This window comes from Micromonospora sp. WMMD558, from assembly GCF_049315255.1.
Lineage (GTDB): Bacteria > Actinomycetota > Actinomycetes > Mycobacteriales > Micromonosporaceae > Micromonospora.
Genome location: NZ_CP186061.1, coordinates 5,949,576 through 5,962,113, shown reverse-complemented (window position 1 = coordinate 5,962,113; position 12,538 = coordinate 5,949,576). Strand labels below are relative to the sequence as shown.

The 12,538-nt window shown below is 70.9% G+C and carries 12 protein-coding genes; 1 reads left to right on the top strand and 11 read right to left on the bottom strand.

What is annotated here, in order from left to right; genetic code table 11:
* Window positions 1–38: 38 nt before the first annotated feature.
* A complete protein-coding gene (locus ACN26Y_RS28255; protein ID WP_422733826.1) occupies window positions 39–887 on the top strand; it encodes an aminotransferase class IV in 849 nt (282 codons plus the stop codon).
* Here ACN26Y_RS28255 and ACN26Y_RS28250 read toward each other — a convergent pair whose 3' ends face one another.
* From ACN26Y_RS28250 to ACN26Y_RS28200, 11 genes are all read right to left on the bottom strand, one after another.
* Complete coding sequence (locus tag ACN26Y_RS28250; protein ID WP_422733825.1) at window positions 888–1,151, bottom strand: NIPSNAP family containing protein; 264 nt, start codon at window positions 1,149–1,151, stop codon at window positions 888–890.
* A 962-nt stretch (window positions 1,152–2,113) separates the two neighbouring features.
* Window positions 2,114–3,142: an alcohol dehydrogenase catalytic domain-containing protein gene (locus ACN26Y_RS28245; RefSeq protein WP_422733824.1), complete on the bottom strand. Its 1,029-nt coding sequence runs from the start codon at window positions 3,140–3,142 to the stop codon at window positions 2,114–2,116.
* Window positions 3,129–3,779: a GntR family transcriptional regulator gene (locus tag ACN26Y_RS28240; RefSeq protein ID WP_422733823.1), complete on the bottom strand. Its 651-nt coding sequence runs from the start codon at window positions 3,777–3,779 to the stop codon at window positions 3,129–3,131. Before ACN26Y_RS28240 ends, ACN26Y_RS28245 begins: the two co-directional genes overlap by 14 nt.
* Window positions 3,776–4,636, bottom strand: a complete 861-nt coding sequence (locus ACN26Y_RS28235; protein WP_422733822.1) for a 2-deoxy-5-keto-D-gluconate 6-phosphate aldolase domain-containing protein — start codon at window positions 4,634–4,636, stop codon at window positions 3,776–3,778. The genes ACN26Y_RS28240 and ACN26Y_RS28235 overlap by 4 nt, the downstream gene beginning before the upstream one ends.
* Window positions 4,633–5,622 (bottom strand): alcohol dehydrogenase catalytic domain-containing protein, encoded by a 990-nt coding sequence (locus ACN26Y_RS28230; RefSeq protein WP_422734977.1) that lies wholly within the window; start codon window positions 5,620–5,622, stop codon window positions 4,633–4,635. Before ACN26Y_RS28230 ends, ACN26Y_RS28235 begins: the two co-directional genes overlap by 4 nt.
* 5 nt (window positions 5,623–5,627) lie before the next feature.
* Window positions 5,628–6,443: a carbohydrate ABC transporter permease gene (locus tag ACN26Y_RS28225; protein ID WP_422733821.1), complete on the bottom strand. Its 816-nt coding sequence runs from the start codon at window positions 6,441–6,443 to the stop codon at window positions 5,628–5,630.
* Entirely contained in the window at window positions 6,440–7,393 is a 954-nt protein-coding gene (locus ACN26Y_RS28220; RefSeq protein ID WP_422733820.1) for a carbohydrate ABC transporter permease, read from the bottom strand. Before ACN26Y_RS28220 ends, ACN26Y_RS28225 begins: the two co-directional genes overlap by 4 nt.
* A 4-nt stretch (window positions 7,394–7,397) precedes the next feature.
* Window positions 7,398–8,693: an ABC transporter substrate-binding protein gene (locus tag ACN26Y_RS28215; RefSeq protein WP_422733819.1), complete on the bottom strand. Its 1,296-nt coding sequence runs from the start codon at window positions 8,691–8,693 to the stop codon at window positions 7,398–7,400.
* Window positions 8,693–9,808, bottom strand: coding sequence for a 6-phosphofructokinase (locus ACN26Y_RS28210; RefSeq protein ID WP_422733818.1), 1,116 nt, complete (start codon window positions 9,806–9,808; stop codon window positions 8,693–8,695). The genes ACN26Y_RS28215 and ACN26Y_RS28210 overlap by 1 nt, the downstream gene beginning before the upstream one ends.
* Window positions 9,809–9,810: 2 nt before the next feature.
* Window positions 9,811–11,262 (bottom strand): aldehyde dehydrogenase family protein, encoded by a 1,452-nt coding sequence (locus ACN26Y_RS28205; RefSeq protein ID WP_422733817.1) that lies wholly within the window; start codon window positions 11,260–11,262, stop codon window positions 9,811–9,813.
* Entirely contained in the window at window positions 11,259–12,425 is a 1,167-nt protein-coding gene (locus tag ACN26Y_RS28200; protein ID WP_422733815.1) for a mandelate racemase/muconate lactonizing enzyme family protein, read from the bottom strand. Before ACN26Y_RS28200 ends, ACN26Y_RS28205 begins: the two co-directional genes overlap by 4 nt.
* Window positions 12,426–12,538 lie beyond the last annotated feature (113 nt).

Here is a 12,538-nt window from a genome sequence, read left to right as displayed (position 1 = left end):
TCGGGGTATGATCAGCCCCTCGGGGGTGGGCGGCACACATGGTCGATTTCGTAGCGGTGTACGGCACCGGCTTCGTGGACCCCGACGAACCCGTCGCCCATGCGGACGACCTCGGGCTGCTTCGCGGCGACGGCGCCTTCGAGGCCCTGTTGTTGCACGGCGGCAAGCCGATGTTGCTCGAGGAGCACATGGACCGTCTCTATGCCTCTGCCCGGCGTATCGAGCTGGAACTGCCCGACCGGCTGCCGCTCACGGAGTTCGTCAACGAACTCGCGGCCGCCTGGCCGGCGGACGTCGAGGGCGTGCTGAGGATCGTCTGCACCCGCGGTCGCAGTGGTGCCGGTCGCCCGACCATATTCGGCACCGTCGACCGTCTCCCCGCCGCCACGGCGGTGAACAGGCGACACGGAGTGACGGCCCGTACCGCCACTAACGGCTACCCGGTGGCTGGGCGCCTTGGTGCGCCATGGCTCCTGGGCGGCGTCAAGTCCCTCTCGTACGCGGTCAATCTGGCGAGCCATCGCTGGGCCCTGAGCCAGGGCGCCCAGGAGATGTTGTGGCTGAGCACGGAGGGCTATGTCCTGGAGTCACCTAGCTACAGCCTGCTGTGGATCACAGGCTCGACGCTGTTCTCTGTACCCGCCTGGACCGGGATCGTCGCCGGAACGACGGCCGCCACCCTCCTCGCGAGTGCCCGGCACCTCGGCCTCGCGATCGGAGAGGCACTGGTGACGCCGGTCGACCTCGCTCGCGCCGACGGCGTGTGGTTCACCGGCTCACTGAGCGGAGTCCTGGCGGTCACGGAAATCGACGGCAACCCACTGCGGCGCTCACCGCTCCTTGAGCCCGCCCGATCCTTGATCGGTTACCCTGGCGCCCTACCATAGTCAGAGGACGGTTTCGACCTGCCGGGTGACCTCCGATACCAAATAGTCGCGGGGATTGAGATCCATGGCGACCCGCTCGGGCGAGGCCCAGTACGCGGCGTTCGCCTCCTCGAAGGAACCTGGCCCCGTATAGAAAACCACCCAGATGTGCTGATCGAGTGAGCGGTCCACCCAGGACCCGGTGATTTTGAACCCGAATTGCCGCCGGAGCGGCACCACCAGGGTGCGCCACCGCTGGACCCACTCGTCCAGCAGGCCCGGCATCACAGTGTAGATCCGTAGCTGTCCGCTCATTCTCTTGGCCTCATTACCCGACCTAATCCGGACCACATCACATGGTCTAGGTGATCGGACGGTACCAGCGGGTCGTCATCGCACATTACCCGTCCCTGATTCCGGGATCCTGCACCGTCGAACCACTTCGGTCGCCTCGGCGCCAACCGGCTGCAGGACCGTCCAATGTCAGCCTGGTGGGCAGCAGCCCTATTACAAGCCCGGGATTGGGGAGCAAGTTGGGAGCAATTGGATGCATTGAACGGCCGTCACCCGCGCCGAACGGCACCCAACGACACGCAACTGCACCCACCCCTGCCTGCGGCTTCGCGTTTTTGCACGTCAGAGTCGATGCAGCGTCCTGCTTCACGCGGAGTGCTCCGCGGTTTGCGCAGCAGTCGACAGCACTCATGTCCCCTGGCAGGGGAGTATGCGCAGGTGACGGCGGTAAGGACCTGCTGGATGGCCAGGCCTTGCAAGTGGGAGCAGACTGGGTGCAGGTTGGCGAGGTGGTCACCGCGCCCGAAGTGCTCACCGACACTGGACAGAGCCGAGGGCTTGACCTGCGGTGATGTGGGCGAGCGGTCCGGCGTGACCTCCCAGAGAACACCGAAGAGGTCACGCTCCGCTTGTCCCGCTTACTCATATCGGTCGCCGTCTCGATCCCGCCAGCGCAGGCGTCCTGGGCTCCGCCAGTATCGACGTGTGGCTCTGGACCATGCCTGTGCCGGCGGCAGAGCGGATCCTGAGGACTGGAACACGAATCCCACGAGGAACTCTCTGAGCAGGGCCTGCAGCTCGGTGACCTCTTCGGCAGCTCCGAAGGGGTCACCACGCGGCTAAACTGGCCTGAGCTTCGAAGTCATGCCGATCGTCGTCGGCGGTGGTTCGTGTCGCCCCGACACGTGCCACGCAGGTCCGCGGCGACCAGCCCGTCTCCCGACACTGATTCGTCAACCCTGTGCGGCGGCGATGCCGTGCGGGGCAATGAACACCTTGTCGGCCGTGCCTGTCCGCTGCGCCTCGAGGGCCTCCGGTAGCTGGTCCAGGCCGTAGAAGGCCGGACGCAGCCGGTCCAGGCCCAGGACCGGCAGCATCTGCACCGCGCGGTGGTGCGTGTACGGGTTGATCACCGCACCGACGAGCGTCAGCTCACGCGCGAAGATCTCGTTGGGGCGTACCCGGGCCTCGTCGTCGGGCCGCGCCACCCCGAAGACCAGGATCCGGCCGCCGCGCGACGAAACGGTGATCGCCGATTCCAGGACCCGGCCGGAGCCGACCGCGTCGATCACGTGCGGGAAGCCGAGACCGTCGGTCAGCGCGATGGCCTCGTCCAGCGACGCCGGGTCGAGGGCATCGTCCGCGCCCATTCGCAGGGCGGCCGCCCGCCGGTCGGCGCGCGGGTCCAGCACCACGACCGGTGCGAGCCCGCGGGCTTTGGCTAGGGCGACCATCATCGCCCCGGCCGGTCCGGCGCCGAAGATCAGGATCGGCAGCCCCGAGCGTGGGTTCAGCTGGTCCATCCCGTGCAGGCAACAGGCGAGCGGCTCGGTCAGCGCCCCTATCCACGGCGGCGTCGCCTCCGGCAGCCGGTACGCGATCCGCGCCGGCACCACCATCCGCTCGGTCATGCCGCCGTCGAGCTTGACCCCGTACCCCCGCTTGCGGTCGCAAAGGTGTTCCTGGCCCAGGCGGCAGTACGTGCACCGGGTGCAGTAGTCGTGCGGTTCGACGGTGACCAGGTCGCCGACGCTGAGCCCGTCGACCGCCGAACCCACCTCGGTGATCCGGCCGCACACCTCGTGGCCGAGCACGACCTGCGGCGCGGCGGCGAAGCTGCCGGCGACGATGTGGCTGTCGGTGCCGCAGACGCCGACCGCGAGGGGCGCGATCGCCACCTCCGCCGGGCCGAGCGGCACCGGCTCGGACTTGAGTAGCCGTACGTCGCCGGCGCCGAAGAAGCGGGCCTCAGTCAGCAGCACGGAGCAACTCCTTCAGTCGGCGGATGTGCGCGCGGGCGGCTTCCTCGGCGGCTTCCGCGTCACCCGAGCCGATGGCCTCGAAGATGGCCTGGTGGTCGTGCACGGCCTGGACCATGCCGCCGGTCAGGCTGGTGGAGCGCATCGCCACCAGGACCCGGCTCTGGACGCTGTCGAGCATCCGGGCCAGCACCGGGCTCTGCGCCGCCTGCCGGATCTCCCGGTGGAACGCCGCGTCCAGCTCGATGTGGCGGGCGAAGTCGCCCTGTTCCGCGACGGTGCGGTGCTCGGTGAGCAGCGCGAGCAGGGTACGCCGCAGCGCGGCGTCGTACTTCTCGGTCGCCAGCCGGGCCACCGCTCCTTCCAGGACTTCGCGGGCCTCGTACAGGCTGACCAGTTCGGCGCGGGAGACGCGCGCGACCTCCGCGCCGCGGTTCATCGTCTCGGCGGCCAGGTTCTCCTGGACGAGGCGGATCACCGCGTCCCGGACCGGGCTGCGGCTGACGTTGAACTCCTCGGCGAGGGCCGGGACGCTCAGCCGCGTGCCCGGGCGCAGTTCGCCGGAGATGATCCGGTCGCGGAGGGTCCTGTAGAGCACCTCACCGACCCGCTGCGGGTCGACCTGAAGAGAGCTGGTCACTGGAGGAACGTCCCTGCGAAGTGGCGGTAGTTGGCAGCGACCGCCGCGATCGCCTCGGGCCGCGTCAGGTCGCCGGCCAGAAGTCCGCGCAGCGCGTCCCACCAGATGCTACGGCCGATGGCGAAGCCCGTGAACCCGTTGGCGGCGGCGTCGGTCAGCCACCTGTCCACTGTGGCCTGCGGGGCGTTCGCGCCCAGCAGGATGCACTCGCCGCCGGTCTGCGCGGCGAGGTCGGCGGCCGTCCGGTAGTGCTCCGGTGCGCCGAGGTGCTCCAGCTTCCAGACGTCGACGGGCACCTCCTCGACGATCTCCGCCATCGCCCGGTGGATGAGCCCCGGCCGCACCTCGGTGTCGAACACCTCGCTTGGGATGGCCCGCTGCTCGGGCGTCGGCGGCACGAGCAGCTCGAAGAGGAACCGGCCGCCGGAGTCCCGGACCGCCTGCGAGACCTTGGCCAGCCGGGACCGCTGCTCCCGGTTGTCCGCCGCCGAGCCCTCGACGTTGTAGCGGACCAGCACCTTGGGGAGCTCGGGGCGGAAGTGGGCGAGGAAGCCCGGCAGGTCGACCGGTTCGGTCTCGTAGAGGTCTCGGCCGCCCCGCTCGACCGGCATGCTCAGCGTCACGTGACGGGCCCGGGCCCGCTCCGCCACGCCCGCCCCGAGCTGCTCGTCGACCAGGATGCCGGCGTGCGCGGCCATCCGCGGCTCGGCCTCGAGGGCGGCGAGCAGTCCTTCGAGGACCATGTGCTTGCCGTCGGTGATCGCCGCGCGCTCCGCGGGCAGCGCTGCCGCGGTGTGGCCGTACAGGGCCTGGGTGAGCCAGGGACGCTGGTCGACGGCGAGGATCAACAGGCTCATCGGGTTACCTCCGACACGAGATGGGCGTCCGCCGACACGATGCAGGGCTTGACGTAGTCGCCGGCCACGAAGCGGGCGAACGCCTCGGGCAGCTCAGGCAGGGTGAGGGGCTTGACGATGAGGTCGCGCAGCCACGCGCCCATGACGCGCAGCAGGTCCCAGTTCGCCTCGACCTCGTTGACCGGGAAGTAGAAGGACCGGACGGTGTAGCAGTCGGTCCGCCGCCAGCGCGGCGTCGCCGGCATGGTGTACGGCTCGTTCGACTCGCCGAGCGCGACGACCGTGCCGCCGGGCCGGATCACCCGCTGTGCCGTCTCCCGGGCCGCGTTCGCGCCGCTGACCTCGACGACCATGTCGTACTGGTTCTCGGCGGACAGGTTACCGGCGGGCGTGGCGCCGAGCGCCGTCGCGGCCTCGAGGCGGGTGGGATTCGGGTCGAAGACGTCCACGGCGATCCCCATGGCCCGGGCGACCGCGACGACACCGAGGCCCAGTGGCCCGGCGCCGACGACCAGCGCGCGGTCCACCGTGTCCTGGGTCCGCAACGCCAGCCGCAGGGCGTGCGCCGCAGTGCCGACCGTGTCCAGCCCGAGGACCGCGACCGACAGCGGGATGTCGTCCGGCACCGGCAGGACGCACCGCGCCGGCACGTCCACGTGCTCGGCGAAACCGCCGTCCCGCTGCCAGCCGATCAGCTGCGACAGGTTCAGGCACTGATTGGTGCGGCCGGCGGCGCAGCGCACGCACGTGCCGCAGAAGACCGGGATGTAGACGATGCCGCGCGTGCCCTCGGGCAGCGCCCCGCCGACGACCGTGCCCCCGATCTCGTGGCCCGGAACGACGGTCGAGCCGCTCTGGAGCAGGCGCTTGTCCGACCCGCAGAGCGCGCAGACGTCGACCCGCAGGCGCACGTCGCCCTCGGCGACGTCGCCGAGCGTGACCTTCTCGAACGTGATCTCCCCGTTGCCCTGGAAGCGGGCCCGCATGGACGTCACTTGACGGCTCCTCCGGTGATGCCGCGGACCAGCCAGCGCTGCGCGAAGAGCGTCAGCAGCAGGGCGGGCGCGGAGATGAGCGTGCTCGCGGCCATCAGGCCGCCGAAGTCGTTGGATCCCTGGCCGATGAAGTTGAACGCGATGACGGTCAACGGCAGCGTCTGCTCGTTCGCCAGGGCCAGCGCGAAGAGGAAGTAGTTCCAGCTGAAGATGAAGCTGAGCGTCAGCGCGACGGACAGCCCGGGCAGGGCCAGCGGCAGGGCGATGCGGCGGAACCGCTGCCAGGCGTTCGCGCCGTCGATCAGCGTCGACTCCTCGATGCTGATCGGGATCTCCTCGAAGAAGGGCACCAGCAGCCAGATGCACAGCGGCAGCGTGATGATCAGGTGCGCGACGATCAGCAGCGTGTAGTTGAGTGCCACGCTGTCCGGGCCGCCGACGCGGATCGAGAGCACGAAGAGCGGCAGCACGAACAGCACGCCGGGCGCCATGCGGGCCAGCAGCGTCATGAAGCCGAGGGCGGCCAGCTTGCGCCGCACGATCACGTACGCCGCCGGCGCGCCGAGGACGAGCCCGAGGATCGTCGACCCGCCGGCCACGATGAAGCTGTTGGCGATGTAGCGGCCGAACTCGAAGCGCTCGAAGAGGTTGGTGAAGTTCTCCAGCGTCAGCGGCGACCCGAGGTCGAACAGCGAGCCGGTGATGTCGACGTTGTTGCGCAGCGAGGACCAGAGCATGAAGAGCACCGGGCCGAAGAAGATGACCGCGAAGACGAGGTACGCGGCGTACACGCCGCTGAGCCGCTTGGTCATCGCGCGGCCCGCTGCCGGAACCAGGTGAACCCGCCCGCGATCACGATCACCAGGGCGAGCAGGGCGATCTGGAGGGTGGCCGCGTAGCTCGGCTCGTAGTCGACGAAGCCGGCGTTGTAGCCGTACACGTTGAGGGTGTTCGTGGAGTTCACCGGCCCCCCCTGGGTCATGATGTAGATCGTGTCGAAGAAGCGCACGAGGTCCACCGTGCGCAGCAGCATCGCCACCGTGAGCACCGGACGCAGGAGCGGGAGGCCGATGTTCCAGGCCGTACGCCAGCCGCTCGCCCCGTCCAGCGCGGCGGCCTCGAACGGCTCCTCGGGCAGCGACCGGATCCCGGCCGAGATGATCAACGCCATGAACGGCGTCCACTGCCAGATGTCGACCAGGGCGATGGACCAGGGCGCGATGTCCGGGTCGCCGAGCCACACCACCGGGTCGACACCGACCTTGGCGAGGATCTGGTTGGCCGCGCCGAGCGTCGGGTCCATGATCAGCAGCCAGACCAGGCCGACCGCGACCGACGCCGTGATCGCCGGGATCAGCATCATGCCCTGGAAGATCCGACGGCCGGGCACGTCGAGGCTCATCACGTAGCCCAGCGCCAGCCCCAGGACGGTCTCCACCAGCAGGCAGACAACGAAGAGGAACAGCGTGACCTTCAGCGAGTTCCAGAACTCCGGGTTGCCGAACATCTCGGCGTAGTTGGCGAACCCGAGGAAGCCCGAGTTCGTCCCGTCGGACTGCCGGTCGCTGACGGAGAGCCAGATCGTGTACGCCACCGGCACCAGCACGAGCACGGCCGTGACCAGCACGGCCGGCAGCGCGAACGGCCACACGCCCCGAGCCGTCGGGTCGAGCCGGCGGCGGCGCCGGGCCGGGGCCCCCGCCCCCGGCTCCGCGCTGGCGGATCCGGAGACGGCGGGCGGCTTCGTCATCAGGTCACTCATCGGACTATCCGGCGTTCTTCGCCAGCAGCGGGGTCAGGCCGTCCTGGATCTCCTTGGCGGCGGCGTCGGCGTCCGCCTGGCCGAGGATCACCTTGCCGACCGCGTCCCCGACCACCTTGCGCATCTCGGGGGCGGCGACACCGACCGGGCCGACCTCGGTGGAGCCGTTCGCCTGCACGTTGGCGAGGGCCTTGCTCCACTCCTTCAGCGTGTCGGTGTTCAGCGTGTCGGTGTACGACTTGTCCTGCGCCACGGAGGTCCGGGGCGGGGCGATGCCGCCCGCGGTCAGCTTGAGCTGGGTGGCCTTGCCGGTCGCCCACTCGATGAACTTCCAGGCCGCGTCCTTGTGCTTGGAGTACGAGGACATCGCGATGCCCCAGTTCAGGACGGTCGACTTCGAGCCCGCCGAGCCGGCCGGGAAATCCAGCACGCCGATCTTGCCGACGACCTTCGAGGTCTTCGGGTCGTTGATGCTGCTGATCTCGTTGCTCGACTCCAGCTCCATCGCCGCGCTGCCCGCCGCGAAGAGCGCCGAGGACTGGGTGAAGGTGTTGTTGACCACGCCGGGCGGGCCGTACTCCTTGGCAAGGGTCGCGTACCGGTTGATCGCGTCGGCGGCGCCGGGCGCGTCGAAGTTCGGGGTGCCGTCCGGCTTGGTCCACTCCACACCCTGGGAGTGCAGGAACGGGCCGAAGGTGAACGGCAGGGCGGCGGACTGGCCGCGCAGCGCGATCGGGGTGACCTTGCCGCCGGACTTCTGCTTGATCGCGGCGGCGACCGTGGGCAGCTCGTCGAGGGTCTTCGGCGGGGTGATGCCGTACTTCTCGAACAGATCCGTCCGGTAGTAGAGGACGACACCCTCGACGTTCACCGGCGCGGCGATCATCTTGTCCTGGATCGTCATGCCGGTCTTGACCGCGGCCGGGAAGTCGGCGGCGTCGTACGAGGCGGACTTGCTCATGTAGTCGTCGAGCGGAGCGTAGTAGCCGGCCTTGCTGAACTGGAGGCCCTCGCGCGACGGCAGGGTCATGAAGACGTCCATCGACGAGCTGCGCGACTGGAGGGTCAGCGAGATCTTGTCGCGGGCCTGCTGCTCGGCGAAGGTCTGCACCTTCACCTTGACGCCCGACGCCTTCTCGAACTCGGGGATCAGCGGCTCGATGGCCTTCTGCCACGGGTGGTTGGACATGACGATGGAGATCTCGTTGGCGTTGCCGCCCGAGTCGCCGCCGCCGCAACCGGCGGCGAGCCCGCCGACGAGGGCCAGGGCGAACCCGGCGCTCAGAATCTTGTTCCGCATCATTGTGCCTTTCCGTTCTGACCGAGGAGTGGGGCGAGCCAGTCGTGGAAGTCGCCGAGGTCGGCGGGGTTGGTGCTGCGCCACTGCGGGGGTACGGGCCGGGTCCGGCCGGCCACCTCCGCAAGCGGCACCGGGTCGTGCACGGTCTCGCCGGCTCTGCGGTGCAGGCCGACCATCAGTCCGGTGGCGTTGTCGGCCAGCAGCTTGGCCGCGTGTCGCCCGGCCTCCGCCGCCTCCGCCCGGTCGACGTCACTGGCGAGCGCGCCGCTGCTGCGCTGGACCATGCCGAGCACCTCGCCGCGGGCGGCGACACCCAGCTCGGTGCTCACCAGCCCGGCGAGCGCCCGGGAGACGCCGCCGAGGATGATCCGGGTGTGGTTGACGGCCTCGAACGGGTCGTCGGTCATCTCGCTCGCCGCGCCCTCGCTGACGACCACGAACGCCCGCCCGTGCGCGCGCAGGGCGTCCTGCACGGCGGTGAGGAACGCCGCCCGGTCGAAGGTGAGTTCCGGGATCAGGACCAGGTGTGGCGCGTACGCCGGATCGTCGCGGTGCCAGGTCGCGGCGAGGGCCAGCCAGCCCACCGAGCGGCCGAGGGTCTCCACGATGCGGACCGGCTCGATGCCGGCCATCGCGGCGTGGTCGCGGGCCAGGTCCGGGACGACCGTCGTGAGGTAGCGCGCGGCGGAGCCGTACCCGGGGCAGTGGTCGATGCCGACCAGGTCGTTGTCCACGGTCTTCGGGATGCCGACGACGCTGAGGTCACGCCCGGTCGCGGCGGCCCGGCTCGCCAGGGCGTGCAGCAGCGCCATCGTCCCGTTGCCGCCGATCAGCGCCACGCCGTCGACCCCGTTGGAGGCCAGCACGTCGAGTGCCGTGTCGAGGTCCGCCTCCGTGACCGCCCGTCGCCCGGCGCCGAGCCAGGATCCGCCGTGCCGGGTCGCGGCGACCGGCACGTCGGCGGCGGTGACCGGGGTGAGCCGGCCCTCGACCAGGCCGTCCGGGCCGCCTCGCAGCGCCAGCACGTCGTGCTCCGCCGCCGCCTCGAGGAAGCCGCGGAGGCTGGCGTTGACGACGCTGGTGGGCGCGCCGGTCTGTCCGATGAGCAGGCGCATCGTCACACCTGCGCCTTCGAGCCGACGGACAGGAAGGTCTGGAAGGCCTCCAGGCCGGGGCGGCCGCCCTCGTACCCGAGGCCCGAGTCCCGCACCCCGCCGAAGGGGATCCACGGCGTGTTCGGGGTTCCGGTGTTGATGCCGACGATCCCGGCGGAGAGGCGGCCGGCGACGGAGTGCGCGCGGTCGAGGTCCGCGCTGCAGACGTAGCCGGCCAGGCCGTACCCGGTGGCGTGGTGCAGGGCGAGCGCGTCGTCGAGGTCGTTGTAGACGTGGATCGGCGCGATCGGTCCGAAGATCTCGTCGGTCATCACCCGGCTGTCGACGGGCGCATCCAGCAGCACGGTCGGCGGGGCAAAGTGGCCCCGCTCCGGGACGGCGCCACTCGTGACCTTCCGCGCGCCCCGGCTCACCGCCTCCTCGACGAGCGCGGCCATCCGGGCCGGGTCCCCGGCCGGCGCGAGGGGGCCGAGGTCGGTGGCCGGGTCGGTGGGAAGGCCGACAACGAGCTTCTCGGTCGCCGCGACGAACGCCTCGGTGAACTCGGCCGCCACCTCGCGGGCCACGAGGACCTGGTTCGCGGCGATGCAGGACTGGCCGTTGTTGCGGTACTTCGCCACCAACAGGGTCTGCGCGGCGGCCTGCGGATCCGCGTCCGACATCACGAGGAAGGGCGCGCACCCACCGAGCTCCATCACCGTACGCAGGAAGCGCGGCGCCGCGGCCGCGGCGACCAGCCGCCCGACCCGGGTCGACCCTGTGAAGGACACGACGCCGACGCTCCGGTCGGCGAACCACGGATCGACCACATCGGCGGGGGTGCCGATCACTGTGGACAGGACCCCCTCGGGCACGTGCCGTTCGACGACCGCGGCCAGCACCATCGACGACAGCGGCGCCAGCTCGGAGGGCTTGAACAGCACCGGGCACCCCGCCGCCAGCGCCGGCGCGATCTTGCGAGCCGGGATGGAGACCGGGAAGTTCCAGGGGGTCAGGACCGCGGCGACACCGGCGGGCCGCGCGGTCACCCGGTGCCCGATCCCGGGTACGACGGACAGCTGCTCGGCCTCCTGCCGGTCCAGCAGGTCGGCCATGATGCGGAAGTAGGCGACCGTGAGCCCCAGTTCGGCGACCGACTCGGGGAGCCGCTTGCCGGTCTCCCGGGTGATCAGCGCGGGCCACTCGGGCTCGGCGGCGAGCGCCTCGACGTCCGCGGCGATGGCCCGCAGCGCCGCCGACCGCGCGGCCTGCGGTGTGCCCGCCCAGACTGGCAGGGCCCGCTGCGCGACGCCGAGCGCCGCCGCCGCGTCAGCGCCGTTGCCCGTGCTGACCTCGGTGAACGGCTCGCCGGTGGACGGGTCGAGCACCGCGAGCCGCGGTCCGCCCGCCGTCCGGCCGGTCACGCGCACGGCGGTGGCGGCCGAGCGGATGTCGTTGACGATGGGGTCGGTCACGGAAGCTGCTCCTCGTACGCGTCGAGCTGGTCCTGGTCGAGATCGATGCCGAATCCGGGCCTGTCCGGCACGCGGACCGTGCCGTGGGCGGTGAGCAGGCCGTCGGCGGCCTGCCGCAGCGGGTTGGAGCGGATGTCCCACTCGATGAGCCGGGTCGCGGGCGAGATCGCGCCGGCCTGGACGGTCGCGGCGGTGGCGACCGCGCCGTTGTAGAGGTGCGGGTTGACCGTCCGCCCGGCCGCCGTCGCGGCAGCCAGCACGTCCAGGTACTCGGTGACGCCGCCGACCTTGCCGAGGTCGGGCTGGAGGATCTCGACCGCTTCCAGGTACGGCGTGAACGCCGCGGCGCCGTAGAGGTTCTCCCCGGTCGCCAGCGGCATCCCGGTGCGGCGGCTTAGCTCGGCCAGCTCGGCGGGACGGTCGCCGGCCAGCGGCTCCTCGACCCACGCGACGCCGAGATCGGCCAGCGCGGGGACCATCTCCAGCGCCTCGGCCAGCCGCCACGCCTGGTTGGCGTCGGCGAAGACCTGCACCTGGTCGCCGAGGATCCGGCGGGCGGTCCCGACGTTGACGAGGTCGGTGTCCGCGCCGAACCCGACCTTGACCTTGACGGCGGTGAGCCCGAGCGCGGCGCAGCGGTGGGCGACCTCGGCGACCCCGGTGGGTCCGAGGCTGGAGCCGTACACCGGCAGCTCCGTGCGGGGGCTCGCGCTGAGCAGCCGGGCCAGACTGGTGCCGGCGTGGCGGGCAGCGAGGTCCCACAGCGCCATGTCGACGCCGCTGATCGCCTGGTGGACCGGGCCGGGTGCGCCCCACTGGCGTCCCAGGGGCGCCAGCTCCGCGAGGAGCGTCCGCTGGGCGGTGGCCGGGTGGGGGAAGCTGCGCCCCTTCAGGAGCGGCGCGATGCCGTCGTGGATCGTGGCGATCCGCTCGCGCCACGCCCAGGACGGGTAGTTCGCCCAGCTCTCGCCGACGCCGACTGAACCGTCGGCCAGCTCGACCTCGACCAGGACCATCACGCGGTGGGTCAGCGGGGCGAAGGACATGGCGATCGCCTCGCTGGGGCGCGCCCGGAAGACCCGGCACCGCACGTCCACCACCGCGGCATCCGGCAGCGCGACCGTGCGGGTCTCCGGGGCTGGGGGTGCGGCCTTGAGGTCCATGTGCCTTCTCTCACGTCGACGAGATCTGCATGCAGTGTTGAACGCATGTCACCGAGACGTCAAGAGCACGAAACAAAGAAAAAGGCGGCGAGTTGGCAGCGGTGAGAGGTGCC